Source organism: Endozoicomonas sp. ISHI1 (genome assembly GCF_024606225.1).
In the GTDB taxonomy this organism is placed as follows: domain Bacteria; phylum Pseudomonadota; class Gammaproteobacteria; order Pseudomonadales; family Endozoicomonadaceae; genus Endozoicomonas_A.
Window position 1 is genome coordinate 19934 of the sequence record NZ_JAGRPU010000013.1, and the last position, 25061, is coordinate 44994.

Annotated in this window: 8 protein-coding genes; 6 read left to right on the forward strand and 2 right to left on the reverse strand. The window is 52.2% G+C overall.

The window, feature by feature from the left end:
• Positions 1-98 precede the first annotated feature (98 nt).
• From KBW69_RS10090 to KBW69_RS10105, 4 genes are all read left to right on the forward strand, one after another.
• A complete protein-coding gene (locus tag KBW69_RS10090) occupies positions 99-19943 on the forward strand; it encodes a leukotoxin LktA family filamentous adhesin (protein WP_257280788.1) in 19845 nt (6614 codons plus the stop codon).
• Between the two features lie 54 nt (positions 19944-19997).
• On the forward strand, positions 19998-21674 hold the full coding sequence (locus KBW69_RS10095) for a ShlB/FhaC/HecB family hemolysin secretion/activation protein (RefSeq protein ID WP_257280836.1): 1677 nt from the start codon (positions 19998-20000) through the stop codon (positions 21672-21674).
• A gap of 490 nt (positions 21675-22164) precedes the next feature.
• Positions 22165-22329: a type II toxin-antitoxin system RelE/ParE family toxin gene (locus KBW69_RS10100; RefSeq protein WP_257280789.1), complete on the forward strand. Its 165-nt coding sequence runs from the start codon at positions 22165-22167 to the stop codon at positions 22327-22329.
• Between the two features lie 9 nt (positions 22330-22338).
• Positions 22339-22650, forward strand: coding sequence for a HigA family addiction module antitoxin (locus KBW69_RS10105; protein ID WP_257280791.1), 312 nt, complete (start codon positions 22339-22341; stop codon positions 22648-22650).
• A gap of 61 nt (positions 22651-22711) precedes the next feature.
• Here KBW69_RS10105 and KBW69_RS23760 read toward each other — a convergent pair whose 3' ends face one another.
• Positions 22712-22849, reverse strand: a complete 138-nt coding sequence (locus KBW69_RS23760) for a toxin-antitoxin system HicB family antitoxin (RefSeq protein WP_373690690.1) — start codon at positions 22847-22849, stop codon at positions 22712-22714.
• A 132-nt stretch (positions 22850-22981) separates the two neighbouring features.
• Positions 22982-23845 carry a DUF547 domain-containing protein gene (locus tag KBW69_RS10110; protein WP_257280793.1) on the reverse strand — a complete coding sequence of 288 codons (864 nt, stop codon included), beginning with the start codon at positions 23843-23845 and terminating at the stop codon, positions 22982-22984.
• Positions 23846-23970: 125 nt separating this feature from the next.
• Between KBW69_RS10110 and KBW69_RS10115 the strand changes: the two genes are divergently transcribed.
• A complete protein-coding gene (locus KBW69_RS10115; RefSeq protein ID WP_257280794.1) occupies positions 23971-24225 on the forward strand; it encodes a hypothetical protein in 255 nt (84 codons plus the stop codon).
• Between the two features lie 238 nt (positions 24226-24463).
• Positions 24464-25027: a hypothetical protein gene (locus KBW69_RS10120; RefSeq protein ID WP_257280795.1), complete on the forward strand. Its 564-nt coding sequence runs from the start codon at positions 24464-24466 to the stop codon at positions 25025-25027.
• Positions 25028-25061 lie beyond the last annotated feature (34 nt).

Consider the following 25061-nt stretch of genomic DNA (forward strand, 5'->3'; position numbering starts at 1 on the left):
ATCAAGAGTTAAAACAGACGGGGGCTTGCCCCCTGTTCTTCGTCTGGGGCGCCAGAAGGACAAGCGTCAGGGCTAAAAAGAAAAAGGAAAGGGATTCTATGACATGCTTTAATCGCTCGCTGTTGTCGACCTCTATTGGCCTGGCTAACAGGGCGAAATTTAACAAGGTTCCCTGGCCGGTAGTGACCGGTGCTCTGTTTTCTGCGCCGGCACTGGCAGTGGATAACGACATTCGTGCTGTTGATGGAATTACCTCGGTGTCCAGTGCCGGTAATGTCCATACCATCACTTCCGGAAAGCGCTCCAATGCTTCTGCTATTAACGTCTTTGACAAGTTTGTGGTCGGTACCTCTCATACCGCCAACCTCGAAGTGCCTGCCGATGCTAGTAATCTGGTCAATATCGTCAGGGGCTCTGATGCGCCGGAAGTGCACGGTATTCTGAACAGCTACAAGAACGGCTCCCTGGGGGGCAATGTAGTATTCGCCAGCTCAGCCGGTTTTATCGTGGGTGAGACGGGTGTCGTCAATGTCGGCAAGCTTTCTATAAAAACACCAGATAGCAGCGATATCACTGCTCTACTGTCGGGTGGCGAGCCGGTGGACAGTGAGGTCAGTGATCTCCTCAGTAACAGTTTCAGTGTCTCTTCCACTGGTCTGGTTAGAATCCAGGGTAAGATCAACACAGCTTCAGGCGTGGACATCTTCGCCAACACCATTGATGTCGACGAAAAGGCTATCATCATTGCCGGCAATGCAGCGGCTGCCAGCGGTGTCAGCAACTATGGACAGAACAATGATTACACGGCGGTTAACGTCGATGACCTGACTATTCCGAACGAATTAAAGGTCGATGGCGGCACTATTGTTCTCAAGGCTTCCAGCAGTGCAGACGGTGCCATTAACCTTTCCGGTGATCTTTATGCCGATGGTGGGTTTACCATCACGGCCAGCAAAATCTCCGTCAACTCGGGTTCAACTCTGGATGCAAGAGATGGCGCCAGTCTGGCCTCTTCCGGGAATATTCAGTTTCAGGCTGACGGCAATACCTCGTCGGCATTGACTCTCAATGGCGGTAGTAACCGTGTACTTTTACAGAGTGGTTCAGTGGCTTCTCCGGAAAGCAACGATTCCGGAATTAACCTGATTGGCAGTGTTCTCTCTGACGGATCGGTGATCGTCACCGGTGACAAGGTTCAGATGAATTCCGGCAGCTCTCTGGATGCTGAGGGCAGTGTAACCGTTACTGCAGCTTCTCAGGCCAGTATCAGTGGCACTCTGGCTGCAGAATCGGGCATCAGCATTGACTCCAAAGATATTGACCTGAACAGCGGCAGTGTCCTCGATACTCGAAACTCAGGCGACACTGCCCGGGGTGACGTAACACTCACGGCATCAGCCAGTCAGGATGTCAGTCTGGCTTCCGCCAGCGCCACGACCAATATTGATTTCAGCGGCCAGGTCTATGCCGGAAGTCTGACCGCCAGCGCCATATCAAAAGCTGCCAGCAGCATCAAAGAGGAACCCGGCGTGGCCATGGGCTCCGTAGTGGGCGGAGCTCTTGCCGGTGCATCATTCTATCTGATGGACGCCGATGCAGAAGCAACGGTTAACGTCAACAGCGGCGCCAATATAAACGCCAGTGGTAATGTTTCTCTGGCTTCGGAATCCCATGCTGTCTCCGACGCTTCCGCCATTACCCTGGGCAATGCTTTGCCAGGAGCGCTGGCGGCAGTTTACGCTACCAGTGACGCCACCAGTACGACCCATGTGAAGTCGGGAGCCACGATTCAGGCGGGAGGCAACCTGGACGTTTCTGCCCACAACGAATCCTATGTAGCCGCCACCGCATTCAACTTGATCGCTGAAGATGCCAATAAGGTGGTGATCGCTGCTGCAGTGGGGGAATCCGATGTAGACGCTACTGCCAAGATTGACAGCGGCGTTACTTTGGACGCTAACAATCTGGTGGTCGCCGCGGAGAACCAGAATTACTACCATATCTCTGCTTCTGCCTATGGTCTGAAAGCTACCCGCTATGGTCTTGCGGTTGCCGTGGGTGATTTTGATACCAATGCCACAGCCGAGATGGGTAGCAGCCTGGGAACCGATCAGGATAAGACGGGAAATGTCACCATCACAGCCCTGGACCGGACTTTGAACCAGAGGGTTCACTCCGGTGTGACAGTGGGCAGTAATCTGTTCATGCGCACTATCGGCTCCAAAGCCATCAGCGGGATCTCTGCATTGCAGAATGGTGTCCACAACTTCACCACCAAATACCTACCTATAGGGCACTCTGCACCCACGGATGAGACTGGCAAGGTCAGCTTCAAAGGCGGTCTGGCTTTTTCCCTCAACCTTTCGGATCACGATGCTTACAGTTTCCTAGGCACTAATGTATCAGGGCAGACGGATGCGCCACACATCATTTCGACCGGCAATATTCTGGTCGCCAGTCAGACTGATCTGGGCAGTGATAATCAGGCCGTTGCAGGTGGTAATAACAATGGCGCACTGGGAGGCGACCAGGGTGGCTACAGAACGTCGGCAGAATCGGCTGTATCCGCTCCCAAACAGGATTCCAGTGGTAGCAGCCAGACTCCGGCGTCGGACAAAAGCCTGGCGTTGGCGCTCAACCTCGCAATCAACGACAGTGACGCAGTAGCGGAAGTGGGTCAGTCGGTACAGATCAATGCGGCCAATCTCGGTGTCATCGCTGCACAGCACATGCCTATCGTCTCCACCTATGACAAGTGGGACACCTTTTCTGATGTCGTTGGTAAATTTAACGGTGTCGGCGGGTTACAAAACAATATCCTGACCGGCTTCGCCAACGCCGGTGCTGCCGCTGACAAGGAAGCCTATGGCGGCAGCTTTAATGTCCTATGGAACGATATGGATACTAAGGCCTGGATAGGGGATAAGGCCAAAATTACGACAACCGGCACAGGCAACTGGAGCGGCAGCAGAGAACTGAAGGCCAACAGTGAAGTTCCCGGAATCCTCAGCAATAGCAAGGTTTTTAAAGACGTCACCTATAGCTTTTCATTTGGTGACTCGGTAGCAGTCGAAGCCTATAACCTGATGGAGACCGCCACTGTCGCGGGTAACCTCGGTAGCTTGGGCCTGATACCGAACGCCACCGGCACCAATGAAAAAGGCAAGTCGGTTGGCGGCTCCATTTCCTACATCCAGCAGTCCGGTTCAGCTGTGGCAGGTATAGGCAAGGCCACGGTCAACGCTGCAGGCAATGTGGGTGTTTACGCTGAAACGGATGAGCGTCACTTCCTGGTGACGCCTTCCTCAGGACAGTCCAGCGGTATTGGCTTCAGCGGAGTACTCGGTTTTCTCAATTCGGAAATGTTGACTCATGCTTCCCTGCACAACCAGGCTCAGCTCAGCGCTGATAAATTGGTTGTTATTGCTGACCATGAATTTGGCAACTGGGCAGCGGCCGGCGCGTTCAGCTGGTCAGACCAGTCAGCGGTTGGCATCGCTATAGCGGCGAACGTTTCCCAGGGCGATACAAAGGCTTTTATTGGCGATAACTCGAAAGAATATAATAAGGTCAAGTTCCAGGATAAGGATAACAACGAGACCGATAAACCTGCCCCAAGTTCACCCACTGCACCTGATCCAACAAAAGGTATAGTTGTTAACTCGGTAACCGTTCGTGGTCGTGCAACAGGGACTAACGGTTCTCTGGCGGTTGCCGGAGCATTAACCACAGAGCCCAGTGATGAGCCTGGCATTGGCGCCAAATTCGAGAACTGGTACAACGGCCTGTCTTCCAAGCTGGCAGCAAATTACACCGGCGCTACCGGGAGTAGCAGCGATTCATCGATAGGCAAATCTTCAGAAAGCGGCAAGAACGACGACAGTGGCTCAGGTTCTGGCAAAAGTTCAGCGGAAGTCTCCAAGGATCAGCTGGGCCTGACAGGAGCGGGCAGCTTTACTGTCTCCGTCAATAATATAGATGCCAAAGCCATTATTGATGGCGCTTCTATCAGTGGTCATCAGAACGGTAACAGCTACAACGATGTGGATGTTGATGTTCAGGCTTTGGAAAAAGTGATTTCGGCGTCCGCTACAGGTTCAGCGGCGCTGTCCATGTTGGGGGCCAATTCACCCACCAACCAGGATACCATCGCCGGGGCTATTTCCTACCAGATCAGTTTTAACGATGCCCTGGCCTGGATTAAAGACTCTGTTATTACTTATGCCGATGATGTGAATGTCCAGGCATTGCACGGCGGTGAACTGACTTCGGTTGCCCTGGCTCTTTCGGTTACCAGACCGGACTCTTCGTCTGGTCAGACACGTAATGGTGCGTTGTCCATCTCCGGCGCCCAGATATACGACGGTACATCAGCAAGGATTGAAGGCTCCTCCGTCAGTTCAAATCAAGGGGCGAATAACGATCTTGAAGTCTCTGCCTACAACAACAGCTATGTGGGCGTAGGGGGGGGTACCCTCTATGGCGGCGGTAAACAGGGCGCTGGGCTGGCCATTACTTTTGCCGAGATTAATGATCCTTCTGCTATTCCGGGAGACGCCAACCCTGATGGCAATAATGTTCTCAGTACTGCCTATGATGAGGACGTTTATGATGGCGCAGCAACAGAAGCCATCGTCGATTTCAGTGGCTCAAACCGCTCTTACCTCAATAACTTTGACCGTGTGGACATCAGCGCCCGGAGCCTGAACCGGATCGGTATTGGTGCCGCAGGTATCGGTTATAACAACAATCAGGAAGACTCTCTGGGCTTCCAGGGCAGCTTTGCCATAGGTTCCATTGGTGCGGATACCAAGGCACTGGTGAAAGGTACCAGCATCACTGGGGCGGGTGTCGTTAATCTCAATGCCAGTGGTGAGAAAGACGGCGATCTGGACAAGATTCTCAGTGACCTCGGCTCCAGCAACACCAACAAGGACTTCGACTTCAGCGGCGCTGAAGCCATGGACAATACCAACGTCCACACCAGTGAAGACGGCAGCGGCTCAACTTACAGCTACTCCTCAGAAGGCAAACGCATTATTGCTGTGGCCGGTGCTGTGCAGGTGGGTAAGAAGAACCTTGGTATCTCTTACGCCCATGCGGATGTAAAAAGTGAAACCAAAGCCCGCATGGAAGACGTTAACATTAACAAATCAGGCACCGGGGCGGCGGTTAACGTCAATGCTCGCGATAACTCCCTGCTCTACAGCGTTGCAATCGGTGTGGGTGTGGGCACAGGTGGCTTCTCAGGTGTCGGTTCTGTAGCGGTTAACCGTCTGAACAATCAGGTGTTGGCTGAAATTGGCGACTGGAACGGTTCCGATAAGGGGACCATCAATGCCAGTGACTTGTCTGTTATTGCACAGAATGACATGGATCTGATTAACGTTGCTGGTTCAGTAGCGGTGGCGAGTGGTCAGGGTGGAGCTACTGCCGGAGGTCTTGCGGTAGCCCTGAATCTTGTAGGTACTGACGAGCATTCCACAAAAGCCAGGATCAGCAATACCAGCCTGAAGGTGGATGAGGATCTTACCGTCAGGGCGCTCAGCGGAACCTCCAATAATCATAATCTGCTGGTGGGTAACGCCATCGCTATAGGGGCTAATCTTGGGCAGAGTGGTATTGGTTTTGCCGGTGCCATTTCCACCAATAATGTCGATCAATCCATCGAGGCGGGCATTAAAGATACCGCCACTAACCGTTCCAGCGCAGCATCTTCAACCAGTGGCGGCGATGTCATTGTCCAGGGGCAGGATTACAGCGATAGCGTTGCCACTGCCTGGATGGGTGCCGGTTCCGGCAATGGTTCTGCTGGTGGTGTCGCCATTGCTACCAACCGGGTGGATTCGGATGTTACGGCAGAAGTGCTGGGTAACAAAGGCAACCCCGACAGTACAACGCTCAAGGCGCAGAACGTTATTGTTGACGCTTTTCGCCGTAACTGGCTGTTGACTATCGACGCTGGCGTAGCAGCCTCCAAACAGGTATCTCTGGCTGGCTCCGTGGGAACCGGTGTTATAGACGGCAATGTGACAGCAAGAATCGCCGACGATGCCAGAATAGACGTCTGGAACAACGTACTGGTCAATGCGGATGCACTGAGCGTCAATCTGGTCGGCAGTGGTGCTGTCGGAATTGGTGTCGATGCCGGCGCTGGTGCTGTTGCCATCTCTACGGCAATGGAATACGGCAAGACAGAAGCTTACATTGACGATGCAGTCGTGATTGCCAGAGGCAAGGGCAGCACTATGCAAGTGGATACCGGTGACCTCAAGGGCTATGGCGATCTGCCGGACCTTTCTACTGCCGGTGACAGTTCCAATCCGGACGCTGTTTCCATGGGTGACCTGACTTCCGGCTTTAACACGCTTTCTGTGGAGCGCACCAAAGAATCCGTCAACGGTCTTGTTGTTAACGCAACGTCCAGAACCAAGCAGCGTGCGATAACCGTAGGTGGTGCTGGGGGCAAGACCGTCGCTATCAATGCCAACGTTGCTACCAACGGTACTTATAACGCTACTAAGGCTTACATCAAGGATGCCACCATAAACACCGGCGTTTCCGGTGAAGATGGCGCCGATGTCTACGTTCGCGCCAATGCCCACGAAGCGGGACTGGCTGTTTCTGCAGGTGTTGCCGTCTCCGGCGGTGGTGAAGCGGCAGGCGCGGGTGTCGGTGGATTTGCCACCAATGCCCAGAAGCGTTCCAGTGAAGCCACCATTGAAAACAGTACGGTCAATGCGGACAAAGTAACCATTGACGCCAATACCTCAAAACTGGCTCAGGCTGTTTCAGCGGGTGTAGCGGCCGGTTTAGGCACAACCGGTGGCCTTGGTGGTGCCGCTTCAGTGGTTATTACTGAACAGGCAGGTAATACCCGTGCCTGGTTGCGCGGTGGCACAACCAATGCCAGAGAGGTAGTGGTTGTTTCCGACAGACGTCAGGAGGCGAATGTTGCTGCTGGTGCAGCCGGTATCGGTACCACAGTTGGCGTCGGTGTTGGGCTGGCGGTTAATATTGTTGGTGGTGATTCAAAAGCCATCATTGGCAATGATCTGGACGATAACGGCGATACCCTGACCACCGCAGTGAACTCAGATACGGTGACTGTGGATGCTGACCGGGTTTCCAGTGCGAAAAGTTACGTCTTTGGTGCTGGGCTGGGTGGCGGCTATGGTGTCGCAGCCATGATTAATACCACGGAATTCCGTGGCGAAACCCGTGCTGCGATTCATGGCTATCTCAAGAATAGCAACCTCACTACAGACATTCGCGGCAGTGACGGCAGCTCTGCAGCCACTAATGTTACCGTCAAAGCTCAGGAACTTCAGGATGCCGATCAATGGGCTGCGGGTATCGGTGCTGGTGCCAGTTTAGGTGTGGGTGCGGTGGCGAATGTAGTGCTTGGCCGTTCCCAGGTTTATAGTGAAGTGGTTGGCTCTGACATTGAAGCGGGCACACTGGATATTGACGCTAATGCCCAGCGCCAATCGAGCCTGATCAGTGTTGCTGGCGCAGCATCCACTAATGCAGCGGCAGCGGTCAGTATCGGTCTTGCTCTTTATGGCCAGGGTGACACGACTGCCGAAGACGGCACTAATGCTGAAGATGAGTTTGACCCAAGCCGAAACGAAGCCAACACGGTTCTGGCTACAGACACTGCCAGCTATAACAGGCACCTGTCTGATGAAGAGATCGCTACGCTGGAAGCGGACAACAATGTCACCATAACTCGAAGTCAGTCACCTTCTACTTCCACGACGACAGAATCAGGTAAGTCTCTCAAACTCAGTGGTGAAAGTGTTACTGCTGCCCGGATCAGTGGCGGCAAGATTGATGTTGATACTCTTAACGTCAATGGGCGTACATTGCAGCACAGCTATCAGGGATTGGGTGCGGCTCAGGTCAGCTCTGTCGGCATTGCTGGCGTGGTGGGTATCAGCCGCTCCTATGAAATGAACATTGCCACCGTGGACAGCAATGTTAAGGCTAACAATGCGGTGATCGGTGCAAGCCTTGAAAATGCCAGCAGCGATGATGGCGCTCTTGAAATGAAGAGCTTTATTGTCGGTCTGGGTGGTACCAGCGTCGTCATTAATTACACCGATGCGCGCAGTGAAAACCGGGTTGTGGCCGGAATCAGCTCAGCAGAGGGTAACGATACCGGAGACCTTGAAGTTACTGCTACCGACTCCACCGATATTCGTCTTGGTGATGTCAGCAGCGGCAAGCCTTCTTCGGTTACCGACGGTTCCCTGAACGTCAACATTGGCGCAGGAGCGGTTGGCGTCAGCGTGGGTTATGCAGAGAAAGACAGTGACATTGATGTCTGGGTGGGTGAGACAGGCAAGCTGATTGACGGCTATAACAACATCACCGTTTCCGCCCTCAATCAGGGCATGGTTAAAAGCACGGGCTTCGCCCTGGCAGGTGGTTTGCTGGCGGGCGTGCAGGGTGTTGTCACTTATGCCCGCGATGATTCCGATGTCAAAGCCACCGTTTACGGCACCATAGATACCGGCTCAGATTCCAGCGTCGTTATTATCAATGCCCAGTCTGCATCGGAACTCTATTCCAGCGCTTACGGTGTCACCGTTGCGGCTGGAGGATCGATGGGCGGCTCCTTTGCTTATGCCATTGCCGATACCAAAGCGGAAGCCGAAGTGGCTGACGGAACGGTATTTAACGGCAGCGGTGATGTGATTGTCCGCTCCGAGACCGGCAGTGGCGCTGATGGTTATGAAAGCGCCTATGCCGCGGCCTTTGCTGCTTCCGGTGGCTTGCTACTTGGTGTTGCAGGCAGTGAAGCCAGAGCCACTAACAAGTCTCAGTCCATCGCCAGAGTGGGTGATGGTGTGTATCTGCCCTATTCCGACTTCACTGTGAATGCCCGTCACACCGGGGTACAGATTGCTGATGCCGACGGTTACTTTGTTGGTCTGGTGGCGGGAGGCTATCAGACAGGTGTTGCTCAATCATTCACCTCAAGCCGGGTTGAGTTTGGCAAGAATCCGATTGCTGCGCTGGAGCGCCCTGGCGACCTGACCCTGGACGCTACCAGTTACAACCAGAACCAGAGCTTTACCACTGCTGGCGGTGGCGGATATTACTCTGGCAGCGCAGCAGAATCGGTTATGGATGCCGGTGATCACAGCAATGGCCATTATTCTGCTGCAGTCGAGATTGATGACTGGTCTGGCAACTACAGGATTGTTCCCGTCGATGCCGGTGGTGTCTATATTTCCGCCAGCAGTGAGACTGAGTTCTTTGCCGGAACCGATGCAACCACGGTTTCGGTAGTTGGTGGTTCAGGTGCAACATCTCTGGTGGAGGTAGATACCAATGCCAAGGTGGATCTGGGCGAGAATGTTAGCTTCTCGGCGCTGGATATTGATATTGACGCCTTCAATAGCGCCTACCAGATTCAGAATCCTTACTTCAACGGCTTTACCTCTTCCATTCATGGAGCGGGCGGTGGCGCCGCCAACGGTACCGCAGGACTTTCCTACCAGGATCTGAAAAACATCGCCGCCGAAGTAGTGGTGGGTAAAAACGCAGTGCTGAAGATTTCCGACCTGGCCTGGATGGACAGCACTTACGACCACAACATTATGCTGGATGCCAACACGGACTTCTTTGTCTACGACGAGTCCAAGCTGGAAATCGGTGGTGCCTTGCAGGGCGCTGGCGCCGAATCCGATGTGGATGTCAAAACCCGCAACAAAATCTCACTGGGTGAGGGGGCTGAACTCTATAACCCCAGGGGAGAGATTGGTATCGGCACCTACTCCCGGGGCAGTGCAGTGTCTCAGGCTAATGTAACCGTCTGGGCAGCTGCCGGTGTTGCCGGTGGCGTCAGTACCGTTGACCTGGATGTTCTTAACCAGATTGATATTGGCAAGAACGCCGTCATCAATGGCTACGGCAATGTCGGTATCTACAGCGGTCGTGGCAGTAACTACTTCCAGGAAAATCAGCTGACAGGCAATGCCCTGGCCAATGTCTATAACTGGACGGCTATTCCTATTCCGGCCGGCAACAAGGCAAAATCCAACATTACCCTGAATAACAAGGTGAACTTTGCTGATGGCTTTGACATTGGTTCAGACAGCCATGTGTTTATCGAAGCCAATGAGGGGCAGGTCAGTTCCACGCACCGGGGCATTGAAAAGAACCCCTATCTGGAGTTGTTCAGTTCCGAAACCAGCTTTGGCAGCAGCGACTCCAGCACCAGCAATGTTCTGACCTTTAATGGCAACGGTAAGGTCGTTGCCGGTCAGTACGCCTATCAGTGGGTAGAGATAGAGTCTGACGGCACCATCAACAAGCAGCTTTACCGTTATGGTACTGCGGCCCGGATGAATGAGAAGTACTCCAGTCGGGCGGAACTGGCAGCTTACATCAAAGATCTTCAGGATCGCGTTGACCTGCTCGAGTCCTGGGACGGTTCCAGCATCCTTATCGATGGGGTCACAGTGAGTGACGGAGACGGCGAAGATACCGGCAGCTCATCCGGCACCGGCTCTGAGAGCATTGTGGATGGCGGGACAAACCCTTATCAGGATGAGATCAATGAGCTGAAGTCCGAAATCGTACTGCTGTCGGCTATTGTCAATGATCTGTCTGCGAACCCGAACGATGCCATCAGGGTGGCGGATGTTCAGGCTACAGCAGGGAATATCAACCTGGTGGCGGACACCATCACACTGGCTGGCAGTAACAAACCAACCTTCACCGCTAAAGGCGACGCCTACATAAAGGTGGAGAACAAGACCGATGAACATCTGCTGCTGGAAAATCTGAGCATTACCAATCAGACTGGCGGTAACGTCTTTGTCACTGGCGGTGGCTCGCTGGGCAGCAGTTATATCTTTGAGCAGTCTGGCAGTGATTACACGACGAAGACTGGCATTGATATCAGCCATGCCCCAACCGGCGCTAACTACCTGGACTCCGACGTCATTATTAATGGTGATATTTCCAACCTGCTATCCAGCGTCAATATTGACGTGGCGGAAGGGGATCTGATCCAGCAGGCTACCATTGAAGCCAACGCCATCAACCTGAACGTAGAGAACGGCAGCCTGCTGCTAAATTCCAACAAACCGCAGACCTATGGCCGTGATCCCAAGGCGCTGGTCAACTACACCGCTGGCTGGAAACCCTCTGCCGAAGGTTTTGTCCAGCTTTATCTCAACGACAAATACAGCACAGCCATCAACGCCACGGGTATTAACGACTTCAATAATTGGTTTACCGGCCGTGCCATCCGTCATACCGGCGACCAGAAGAGTTATTACCAGGGCGGTAGCTACGGCTACGACGAGATGAACATCTACTTCAACTGGGGCTTCAGCGACAGTAAAGAATACAACGGCAGTGATGCAGTGGTATTTGAAATGCGGAGCAACAGCAGCAGTCGTGGCGGTAGCAAGTGGAAGTTCAAGCCTGTTCAGAATTTACAGTCCAAACTTGAGCAGAGCGCTACATACTCACAGGTGAAAAGCAGTCTGGGCGGCACCGGTACTTCCATCATTGGTGAGAAGGTGGTGATTAATGCCGAGCGTCTGGATATCAACGGCAAGATCATTGTCGGTACCGATAACTCCTGGTCTGTGGATGTGGGTTCAGGCTTTGATGCGACGATCGCCGAATATATCAGTGATGCCGGACTGTCTGCCGGAGATGTGGTTAATATCAGGCCAGGCGAAACCAAGGCACTATGGGTCAGACATCCGTCTCTGCCTGGTCTCAAAACCCTGAAGTATTATGACTTTGATGTGTCGTCCGGCAATGGCACGTCTGGCATCGGCCTGATCTATGATGTGGGCACCGGCAAGCTCAGGGCAGATGACATTCCTGTCAGTGGCGGCGGTTATGTGGCCATCAGGGCTAAAATTTCCTCAACCGGTGAAGAAGGTAATATCACCGTCAAGGATGGGCTGGGTCAAATTGACATCAATAACGACTCCAGCAAGCAGCTGGTGCTGGGTACTATCAGCGCCGGAGACGACGCCACTGGCGTTATCCGCATCACCGATCTGAACAAGAGAAAGAATGGCAGCTATTACAGTGAGTGGTTTGTTCACTCGCCCGGTAACAAAATCAGACAGTATGAGACCGACGCCTGGGCGGTCAGTTATGACGAATCCAATTATGTGAAGAGCCTTGGCGGCACCGGTACCACCTCAACCATGACGTACAACCCCATGGCCGGACAGCTGTTCTATATCCGTGAAGGGGCGACAGTGGTGCGCAGCTTTGACCCGCCCGGGGACAGCTCTGCACCTTATGATGGCAAGTCTATCGATGGTTACTTCGCCAAATACCCGAACACCTTGGGGGACTGGTATTACGAAACCAACTGGAACACTGAAACCAGCTATTACACCACCTGTGCCTACAAGCCGGAAGCCTGTTCCAATGGCACAGCCAGCAATTACCTGACCCAGGTCTATGACCGTGGCGGTGAGTACGTCTGGGGCGTTAAGTGGGGTCTCAGCTACGACAAGTACTACGGCAGTAACATGACCAATGTCGATCCCGTGGTCTATGTTCCCTATCGTATGTGGATGGACGCCCACACCTACGTGAAGGCAGACAATGCAATTACCTTCCAGTTCACAGGATCGGCTAATGGCTTCATAGACCTGACCTCAAAATCTTCTATTGAATTGACCGGTAACGTCTATAACCCCAGCGGCACCACCAATATCAGTACGCTCAATGATCTGATCACTTCGGGTTCCACTGCCATTACCTCGGATGTGACCACCATTGCGGCCAGGGGCAGCATTGGCAGTCGTGATAATGCACTGGCGATCATTACTGATGAGCTGGGTTTGAGTTCCAGCCATGGTTCCCTCTACTTCAACGTAACTGGCGCCGATGGTGATGTGGAGCTTCGGCACCTGAAAGCCAAATACGACATTGTCGGTGTTGTTGACAAGGGCATTGTGGCCAAGAATAGCAATACGATTATTCAGTCCGATCGTCTGGATCTAACCAGCTCCACCGGTGGCATTGGTAAGGTAGGAACCATTGGCAATACTGGCACCTATCAGTTTGTCAATATTTCCACCACCGGCACAGTGAAGCTGAATGCTGCTACTGATATTGCCGTTAATCAGGCCAGTGGTGACCTTGAGCTTTACAGCGCCAATGCTAACGAAGAGGTGGTGATCAAGCTGGGTAATGGTCGGATTACCAACGGCATTGGTCGACTGGACAAGACTGATGAAGAGCTGGCTTATGATGCAGCAGTGTGGGACAGCCTGAACCTGCTGGATGACGACGCCGGTGCTGTTACTGTGTCGTCTTACGAAAACCAGTTCACGCACAAGTACCATACCTACTGGATGATCAAGCAGCGTCTGTCTGACGACAGTGATGCCGGTTTCACCATCGACCCGGCTTTTGTTGAAGCTCTGAAAGTGCGTTATAACACCACTGACGAAGTCGAATTGGCCAGTCTGGTCAAGGCCGACTATCAAGGCCTTGAACAGTGGTTCGCAGATCAGGTTACCGTCGCTGATGTCTATGACAAGCCTGAAGACGCCATTGGCATTGAACAGAAGGGAACGCTCTTCGGTTATGACTATGGCACTCTGCTTACAGGTAGCTACGATCAGGATTACCGTCTGACTCTGGCGAAAGACTCCAGCTGGTACACCAGCATGGTGGATGGTGCGAAATGGAAGCAGAGTCAGCTGGATATCAGTATCTCTGCCACCGCGCTGAATGGCGACGCTTCCAGCCAGTTGACCAACAGGGAGGCCAATATCAAGGCTTCCGATATTCACCTGATCGCCAATGGCGGCAGTGTCGGTGAAAACCTGAATGATCTGGTTTTCAGTGTCAGCCGTGACGGTTCCGGAACCATCACTGATGCTCAGAAAGCGGCTCTGCTGGCTGCCGGTGCCGGTGATATTTCAACGACAGTGACCCAAGACAATGTAACGTTCAACGTCAAGCAGGTTGACCCGATCAAGATCGACATGACCGGCGAACTCTACGCCTCGGCCACTAAAGAGATCTATGTCGAGTCCAAATCCGGCCTGACTCTGGGCAGTTTGGTCTCTTCGGGTAACGACATCCGTCTGGTTGTTGATGGCGCTATTGATGCTAAGGCGGGGCTGACCCATATAGCTGCCCGTGACCTGTTTATCGCCAATACCCGGGGGGATATTGGCTCGCAGAGCAGTGCCGTGAAGCTCAACCTCACAGGAGCGCTCAGGCAGGCGGGTGCTGCAGCGGATATGTACCTTCAGGGTGTGGGTGGAGATCTCTATCTGGGATCAATCAGTGCTGGTGGCCTGCTCTCCATAGCCAACGGTAATGATCTTCTGTCGTACAACAACGACAGCTTCCTTTCCGCTGAGTCATTCAATCTCGACGTCAACAGCCACGATCTGGGCAGCAGCTCCGGGGCGTTAAACCTGATTATGACGGGTACGGGTAGTTTCCGTGCTGACGCAGGCAATGCCTGGCTAAACGTCAAGGACTCGAGCCTGTTCACGCTGGGGCAGGTTGATATCGAAAAAACCTTGTCCCTCAGTGCAGTGGGAGCCCTTGCTCTGCAGGGGAATCTTGACGCAACTGACCTGACTCTGGATGTGGATGGCGCACTGACCAGTGGCGGCTACACAATGACTGTTGGCAATGACGCTGATATAGATGCCGACAGCATTGATCTGGACGCCATGAACGTCAGGGTGGGCAGTGCCAATATCTACGCTCAGTCTGGCGGCCTCACTCTCGGTGACGTCACTGCAACCAAAGGTCTTTTGACGCTGCTGGCTAATGGTCAGCTGACCCTGAATGGTGACATTGTGACTCAGGGTGGGAATCTTCTGGCTGACGCTAACAGGATTGCGATGGATTCTCTGGCCTCTGTGACCAGCTCCGGCAATATCACCATGACGGCGTCAGACAGCATGAACCTGTTTAATCTGACAGCCCGCAATGGTGTGATTGACCTGACTGCCACCAACGGCTTTGATGTTCAACTGGGTTCAATTACCGCCACTCGTCTGGATGCCCGTGAGGTAGACATCGAAACTCAGGCTGACCTGACTCTGAGCGATTCAGTAGCAACTTCTACAGGTAATGTAATGCTGACCTCAGGTGGCGATATGTTCCTGAACGCGAACATCACCAGTGACCAGGGCTCCATTATTCTCGATGGACAGAAGGGACTGTATGCCACTCGTCGTATAAAGTCTGGCCAGGATCTTCAGATCACCACCAAAGGTAATCAGGAGCTGAGCACTCTGGAGGTTGGCGGCAAACTGGATATTGATCTGGAAGGCGGCTCAACCCTGAGTATTGCCTCCGCTACAGTTGCCGGACTTGTGGACATTCTCTCCAGTGGCGACCTGACTCTTTCCGGCTCACTGGCTGCGAGCGATGTGATTATTGAAACAACCGGTGGGCTGACCTCTGGCGGCTCCATCAGTTCTTCTACAGGTTCCATGACTCTGAAGATGGGCAAAGGTCTGAACGTTCAGGGTGACATCAGTGCCTTCAGCAACATGAATATTGTTGCCGTTGAAGGTGTCACCATGGCACCCGGCAAGAGCATTACTGCCGGTGGCTATATGGACATCAATGCCGCCTTCATTAATATGAGCGACAACAGCCTGATGAAATCCGGCGCTGACATGAAGCTCTACACACCGGGCTCTATGCTTCTGGGTACTCTGGAAGTGGGTGGTGACCTGGATATCGATATTGAGTCGGGTGCCGAGCTTGCTATCAGCAGTGCCACGGTTGCCGGTATCGTCGACATTCTTTCCAGCGGTGATCTCGATCTGTCCGGCTCTCTGGCAGCCAGTGACGTGACCATTGAAACGGCAGGCGAACTCACTGCCGGTGGCTCCCTCAGCTCTTCAGCCGGCTCCATGACCCTGAAGGTAGGTAAGGGGCTGAACGTTCAGGGTTACATCAGCGCCTTCAATGATATCGATATTGTTGCTGCAGAAGGGCTGACGATGGCGTCTGGCCGAAGCATTAGCGCTGGCGGCTACATGGACATCAATGCCGCTTTCATCGATATGGGCGACAACAGTCTGATGAAATCCGGCGCTGACATGAAACTCTACACACCGGGCTCTATGTTGCTTGGCGTTCTGGAAGTAGGCGGTAATCTGGATGTCGATATTGAATCAGGCTCCGTGCTTTCCATAGATTCTGCCAAAGTTACGGGAACCGTTGATGTTCTGTCCAGTGGCGACCTGACACTGTCCGGCTCCCTGGCAGCAGCGGATGTGAAGATAGAAACCGCAGGCGATCTGACTGCCGGTGGTTCTATTAGTGCTTCTTCAGGCGCTATGACTCTGAAGATGGGCAAGGGTCTGAATGTTCAGGGAGATATCAGCTCTTCCAGCAATATGAATATAGAGGCGGCTGAGGGTGTCTTGATTGCTTCAGGCAGAAATATGAGCGCCGGTGGCAACCTTGATCTTATGGCCGCTTACCTGGAGATGGCGCACAGCAGAATTCTCTCCGGCGGCAATATGCAGCTGTCTACGACCGGCCTGATGGATCTTTCTGAACTGGTGGCAGGGGGTAACCTGACCCTCTTCAGTAGATCCGGACCGATTCTGTTCAATCAGTCTGTTACCGCTGGCGGACATACCAGCATAAGAACAGGCAGTCCGGTTGTCCTCAGACTCTCTGCGTTTACAGAGCCAGGCACAGTGAATCTGGCAGTGGGAGAAAGCATTACTTCAACCGGTGGCATCTCAATAGACACAGACACTCTGGTGCTGGGTGACAACAGTCGTTTGAATTCCGGTGATGGCGTCACTGTGTTGCTCAACACTTTTGAGATGGGCGACGATGTAGAAATTTCTGCGGTCAATGACATCGACATGACGGTTCAAAGTCAGGTCGTTCTGAATGGCCCGGTAAGTTCCAGCGCTGGTTCCATTCGAATTACCGGCACTGAAGGTCTGGATATTCTGCACAGCCTCAATGCGGGTCAGGATATTGTTCTTACTGTTCCCGAAACCGTCGTTCTGCCCACCGAAAAACATCTGCTGGCTGGACGCAGTATCAGTGTAACTTCTGACAGGCTGGATCTTCAGGGCAACAACAACCTGCACGCAGTGGCAAATCTGACACTCAGCAATAATGGTATGAGTCTGCCAGACACGACCAGCCTGAGAGCGGGCGGTGACATGGCATTGCTGACCAGTGGTCTGGTCAGGTTGAATGGCCAGGTGCAGCAGACCGGAGGCTCTTTCCAGGTCAATACTGACAGTAACATCCAGCTTGAGCAGGACATCAATGCCGGTCGACATATTCTGTTGGCTACACCTGAAGATGTCTATCTGGAAGTGGGTCGCAGCCTGGTTTCTGGTGAGGACCTGCGGATTGAGTCCGACGGCCTCTATCTGGGACGAAACACAGTGCTTGATGCTGGTGGCAACATGGCACTGATTAATAATACGCTGTCACTGCCTGACAGTGTGCAGATCAGTGCGGGTGGTGATTTTGAGCTTGAAACCGATGGAAGGCTCTATCTGACCGGTACCATTGGTGATATTGGCGGCTCCCTGCGGATACGCACCGATGAACTTTATCTCTATCAGGATCTGAATGCCGGCGAGAGTATTGAGCTTGATACTAGCTACCGCATTTATCAGCAATACCGCAGAAATCTGGTGGCTGGAGAGGATATCAGTCTCAGTACTGACCGCTATTACACCGGCTACCGGACCAGCCTGACGGCCGGGGATGATATTTCTGTGTCTACGCGGGACGAGCTCGACTTCTACTACGTCAGCGCCGGTGGTGATTTCGCTGTTGACAGTGAATACGGTAATGTTCACTTCAAGGAGTCTGTCACAGCAGGTGGTGACATGAGTGTTGAGTCTGGTCGTAGTGTTTATCTCTCATCATGGAAAGACATTACTGCAGGCACTCTCGCTGTTGGAACTGCCAATCAGTCCGGAGCTTATCGTTTCTCGGTGGGGTATGGCAGCACCATCGAGACAGAGGGCGACCTGCTGGTGAACACCACCTACACCCAGGACTATCAGGAACTGATCGTTGGCGGTGATTTCACGGCAAGGGCTGAATATGGTTCTATCCATTTCCGGGACTCTGTGACGGCAGGTGGTGCTGTGAACCTCCACTCGGGAAGGGATATCTACCTGTCAGCCTGGGAAGGTCTTAAGGCCGGATCACTGGCCATCGGCACTGAAGGTCAGGAAGGGGCTTACCGATTCACGGTTGGACACGGCTCCTCCATCGAAACCGGCGGCGATCTGTTTGTGAACACCACTTATTCCCAGGACTATGAAACTCTGAATATCGGTGGAAACTTTGACGGCCGGTCTGCTCATGGAAATATTCACTTCGATGAATCAGTCACGGCGGCGGGTATTATCAACCTGGAAGCTGGTCGTGATATTTACCTGTCATCCCACAATGACCTCACAGCAGCCTCTCTTTCCGTAGGATCAGAGAGTCAGGTGGGAGCCTACAACTTCTCGGTTGGTCACAGCAGCACCATCAATCTTGATGGCGACCTGCTGGTTCACACCAGACACGATCAGCAGTATCAGGCAACAAACGTCGGTGGCAGTGTTAATGCTGTGGCTGAGCAGGGGCGGATTTACTTTGCTGACTCCGTGATTGCTGCAGGGGACATGCAACTGCAGGCAGGGCGTGACATTGACCTGTCTGGCCGCAGTGTCCTCAGCGCCAACTCTCTGACCATTGGCAGTCAGGAGCAGGCCGGGGCATACAACTTCTACGCAGGGTACGACAGCCGTATTGAGATTGCAGGCGACATGTTCGTACACACCACAAACTACCAGTCTTATCGTGATGTGACGGCTGGCGGTGATTTTGAAGCCATTGCACATGGCTGGATCAATTTCGGTGGTGATGTAAACGTGGCAGGAGCTATGAACCTTTATTCCGCAAGGGATATCCATCAGGCTTCATACACTGAATTGAAAGCAGGCTCACTGTCAGTCGGCTCAGCAGATTCGGTTGGTGCCTATCGCTTTACCACAGGCTATGACAGCGTTATAGAGACCGCTGGAGATATCTTCGTCAGCACCACTTCTTCCCAGGATTACCATGCGCTGAATGCAGGAGGCGACTTCACCGCCAGGGCAGGATGGGGGGATATTGACCTGGGTGGATCGGTCATTGCTGAAGGTGCTGTAAGCCTGTTCTCCGAGAGAGACATTAGCCTCTCAGGCTGGACTGACCTTAAAGCAGCCTCACTGACAATAGGTTCCTCTGAGCATTATGGAGCTGACCGTTTCTCAATGGGCTATGACAGTTCCATCGAAACCAGTGGCGCGGTAACCATTCATACCCGCGGTAATCAGTATCTCGGCAGTCTGACATCCCACGCTGATGGATTGGCCTTTGCTCTGACCTCTGCACAGGGGGGCATTTACGGAAACAATGAATACAGATTCAGCAAGTGGCGTGATGCCAGTCATCTGACAGCCAGCAACGGACAGGCTGTTCTTCAGGCTGCTACAGGTATCGGGCACCCGCTGGTGGTTGATCTGCCGTGGCTTTCAGCAGAAACTGAGAGTGGCAATATCAACATTCTGGCTCGTGCCGATCTTGAGGCCAGTCTGCTGAAGACGACCGGTGGCAATATCTATATGACAACTCTGGGCTCACTGTCCATTGATGAACTGGTAGGTAATGCCTGGCTGGCGGTAGGTGATCTGCTGTTTGCCCGTAAAATGACCATGGAGCGGGGTTCGATTCGTGCTGAAAGTGGCATCGAAGTTGAACAACTCAGCCTGACTGGCAGGCACGGCGTCAGCTTTTACGCGCCTGACATCCGGGTGACTCAGGCAGATGACGATGGCACCAGCACGGAAGTCGAGGCACAGCGCTATGCGTACATCAAACCTGCCTCTGAAAGCAGCAGTCGGGGGTGGGGACGATTTTTCTAAGGAGTAATTGGCCTGTCCAGTGATGGGCAGGCCTGGGAGTAGATGTACTTGGACGTGTATAACAAGAAAAATAATGCCTGCAAAAAGCGGCCTTTCACTCAATTTCATTTCTCATTGAATGCAGCCGGGCTGGCTTTATGCAGCCTCTGGCTGCAGTCACCAGTCGCTCTGGCTACACAACCACTGCCAGACCCTTCGGGAACCCTCAGCAGAGAGATTGAGAAGCAGAAAGAGCGTTTGGTAGAGCCTGAACTGAAGAAAAAGACGCCAGCTCTGAAGAAGGAACCGGAACCGGAGGCGGTTCAGGAAACTGGCGGTCCAGTGCTTCTTTTGCAGGGCATTCGTTTTACGGAATCCAGACACCTGTCCCGTGAGGAATTGCAGTCGCTGGCAGAGCCCTGGCTGGGTAAAGAGGTCAACTATCAGGATCTGCAAACCCTTCTTGCAGCCGTCAATACACTCTACAAGAGCAAGGGCATTTACACTGCCGCCGCCGTGTTTCCGGAACAGAAAATAGAGAACGGACTGGTCAGCATCAGACTGGTGGAAGGTCGTTTTGGTGAACTGGCTCTTTCTGGTGAAGTGGAAGAGGGTGACGACGAGTATTTTCAGAAGTGGATCAATACAGACTGGCAGAAAGACTCCATTGACGTTAAAGCTCTGGAGCGGGATATCCTGTTTTATAACCGGGTTCACGGTCAGAAGTTGCAGGCTGAGCTGAAGGCCGGGCAAGCGTTTGGGTTGACGGATGTTGTTGTTCAGATTCCTGAATCGGAAGAGGGGGCGTCGCTCTATTTTGATAACCACGGCACTGAAAACGCTGGAGAAGAGCAGTTAAGTCTGCTCTACCAAAAAACGTCGGTGTTCAGCCATGGCGACAAATTACTAGGCTATGGCTTGACGTCTGATGGACTGAAATCATTCAGCGCCAGCTACAACCGGGTGGTGGGCGAAGATGGCTGGAGGCTGGGAGGGAGTTTCCAGTACACCGATAGTGAATTGGAGATCACGACAGTTGATGTCGATGTCACAGGTGATACGACACGTTATACCCTGGATGCCAGTTACCTGTTCTGGTCGGACATTGATGGCTGGCTGAACCTGCTTTTTTCTGCCAGCAGTACCCGTTCGGAAAACGCTGTGGCTGATGAACCCTTGTCGAACTATCGAAATGATCAGCTGCAGTTCGGGCAGGAATTGAATCTGCTAGACGATGATTGGCAGGTCAATGGCCGTCTGCTGTTCAGCAGACTCCGCAGCAAGTCCATTCTGAATGATGATGTGCGGTACCTGAGTTTGTTGAACCCCAGCCTGACACTGATCTATAACTTTGACTCGCCACTCTATGTGCTGTCCACATGGGAGGCTCAGTGGGCCAGTGAAGCAACTCTGCCGTCGAGTCTTGGCTTCGCTCTCGGCGGGCTTTACAGCATTCGAGGGTATAACAACAGTGCTGTAACCGGCGACAAAGGCTGGCGTCAGCAGACAGAGCTGCACTACTCTGGCCTGTACTACCGACAGAGCGCAATCGAACCCTTTGTCTTTCTTGACCACGGCGAGACAAGGACGCCCGGTTCCCACGAAAAACTCACCTCCGCTGGCCTGGGGACAAAAGTCTCTGCCAAATGGGGCGCTGTTGAAATCACCGCCGCCCAGACCCTCGAGCCGGTGGGTGTCTCAGGGAATGACTTTCGGGTTTATGCGCGGTTCAGTCTGACCAGTTGGGAGTGAGGCGATCTTGACGAGCTGCATGGCAACCAGCACCTACTGATGGTTTGGATGCTGGTCGACTTGTTTCATAACAGCCAAACCAATCCGAAAAACGCTCAGTTTATGTTTACCACTCACGGAACCTCAATCCTAAGTCAGGTAGTGTTCCGCAGAGACCAGATCTGGTTTGCTTTTCAAGAGGGGCACAGGGTATACACCTGTCTCCGCTTTCGGACTTCAAGGTACGCAAAGGTGCGGTGGATATTGAGCGTTACTATCCACAATGTGGATAGTGCATCCTGCGAGCCAAGAGTGTGCCACTACACACTCAACCCGATAATATCGGACACCTTGGCATGGTATCCGTGCTACCATGTAATCCATGATCGCTTCTTTTAAAGACAAGGCTACAGCAGATATTTTTAACGGTAAGGCTTCCCGCCAGGCTCGCAAAGTCTGTCCCCAGTCGCTTTGGCGAATCGCTGCAAGAAAGCTGGATTAGCTGGATTCTGTGCTGATCCTGGATGAACTGAAGGTTCCACCGGGTAACTGTCTTGAGGCCTTGACCCGAGACCGGAAAGGGCAACACAGTATCAGGATTAATGACCAGTATCGAATCTGCTTCCGGTGGGGTAACAAGGGACCGGAAAATGTTGAAATCACCGATTACCACTAGGAGCAACGGATGACCAGAGTGCCTGAAAACCGACCACCTACCCATCCCGGTGAAATGTTGCTGGAAGAGTTCCTGATGCCTATGAATATTTCACAAAGGGAGTTAGCGGACGCCATTCACGTGCCTTATCAGCGAGTGAATGAATTGGTCAATAAAAAGCGTGGGATCACACCCAGTACAGCGTTGAGGCTAGCCCGTTTTTTCGAAATGTCACCAGACTTCTGGTTGAGTCTGCAGGTTCGCTGGGATTTATATAACGTTCAAACTGCAGAAAAAAGCGACCTTGAAAAAATACAGGTATTCCAGCAGAAAACAGCCTGACCCGCTTTTCTGAAGTCAACTCCCTCAGCCAAAACAAGCAGAATTTTGCTCTCATGGAATCTCAATGACACCAATCACTGGTGGCAGCGCAAAAACCTGAAGAGTAGCTAAGGATATTGACTATGTGCTGGTTCAGGCTTACCCCTTCCTGCTCTGCACCTTCTGCAAGGTTGCGATGAAGGCTTTTTGCCAGTCGCAGTGTTGCAACCGCAGTAGGACAGCCTTAAGTCCGACAGGCTCCTGGAGATAGACAGGATTTTACTCCAGCAGGGAAAACTGTGGATAAGTAGCTGAATCACCTGGTAATCAAGACAATTGATGTATGTAAAGGTTAGAGTGTGCCTTTTTGGGCGCGCCTTTTATCAATGTTCAGCTTCCAATTGTACTGATCATCCTCAATTTCATCTATTTTACTGAGACGATCCGCCAGGTCTGGCTTGGCATAAGTGCTTAGGTGCTCAATAATTTTTTCGTCTGTTGTGCCAAAATCCTCTTTGAACCATTTGTAAATGCTGGAAACAATCAGTTCGCCGTCGTCGTTAAAATCAACACCTCTGGACGTATTTACGAATTCGAAAGCGGCGCGGGTCAGGTTCTTTTTCATGTTCTCAGCAGTGAAGGCGTAGTTTTGCAAATTAGGACATCCAACAGATGCACAGTTTACAGAGTAATGCGTCAGAGGGTCATTCCATATTGGGCGAAGTATCCTGTGTTCAATATCGTCAAGGCTCACTTTCTCTCCCTCAATGGTGAGTAGCTTTTTCTTCCATGGGCCTTTGCTGAAAAAGCCGGACGACAGCTTAATATCCAGAATCGACTCTACTGGCATGGCTTCAATGACAACTTTAACCGTTAGGGCATTGTAGAGGTTTACCCAATAGGCTCTTTGCTCTTCCCGGTTGTATTGACGTATAGCTGTATTTGCCAGCTTATTGATGTAGGTATCAAGGGAGGCTTTATCTTTCTGAGAAATGGATGCGTAGGGCAGGCGATTCAATCCAGTACTGTCCTGCTTTACATACTTCTTCAGGAAATCATCCCATGCCTGGTGAGATAGAGTTTTAGTGCTATCAGCATTCTGTGTTTTCCAATAGGGCCAAAGGTCTGCGTCAGGAGCGGCTATAGCGACTGAAGTTGCGAGCAGTCCATATAATATGGCCAGAGTTTTCATAAGCGTTTTTATCAGTGTTTTCATTGTCGTGATTCTTTTGTTGTGACGTGGAGGTACAGACAACTGGCGTGTCTAAAAAATTCACATCTTTTGTCTACTCAGCATACCACCTCACAAAGTAAAAAAACCTCCAAATACGTAGGCGATAGATGAGTGTAGAGGTTGGTAAGGCGCTGACATCTTTAACGACGAAGCTAATGTTGTTGGGGTGCAGAGTGTCAGACAAGGAAGCTGCCTTAGAATTACAGGAGCCGGGTCCTGAAGTAATTGGCGTAGATCGTTACGAAAATGCACCTGCCATTCAGGTTGCCCGTCGCAGCTACCTGATAGTAATTCTGGATGGGGAGGAGCTTCAGATTTTTCTTGGCAAAAAAAGCAGCGACAGAAATGAGTATCTATACTAGAGCTTTGGGTTGATCTGGGAATTTCATAAAGTGTCTGGTTTCTCGTTCTGCTGCTATCCGATTGATGTGATGTTGTCGTTAGCCACGAATGAGCTGGCAAAAGCCTGACAAGTGACGTGCGTTTGTTTTTATATAGATGAATAAACACTGACCGAGAGTTTTTCCTGTGCCCTTGGTTCTGGTTAAAGCGGCTTCGTGATATTTCCGGGTTATAACATCAGAAGAGGTTTGTTTAGTTATGAAAGTTTTACTGGCTATTCCTGTTGGTTTACTCCTTTCCGGCTTCCTGTCCACAACATTCGCAGCAGAAGTGACATTCAGAGATGAAACGGTGGGAATGAGTTATGGTTTTAGTGCCACTGCTCCAGGCTTTGAACATAATGCCCTCAGGTATTTCAGGAAGGTGGGTGGCTTGGCTGTTACAATTGATAGCGTTATCAACTCTGGTGTTTATCTTCCCGTCAGTACCAATATCAGCTTCCAGAATGTGAATAACGATCTTCATCCCACCGATGCAAGGTATCCTCAAGGGAGTGTAGGCTGGTCTTTCGACAGTCCCGATGTATATCAACCCACCTATACTTTTACCATTTTTGCGGGTGGTAGATTTTATTATCCTAATGAGCAACCGTACATGATTACCCTGTCAGTGGATGGCAGGGATTACGGTCCTGTGAAAACAAACGAGCAAAGTAACTGGTCTCCCACTTACTTCAGCAAGGTATCGTTCTCAGATAGTAGCAAGATGATTATAACTCTGTCCCCGATAGCTCATAACCAGCCTCAGGGTGGTGAGCATTAAGTCTCCTGCATCACGGGTTATGATGGTGGCAGGT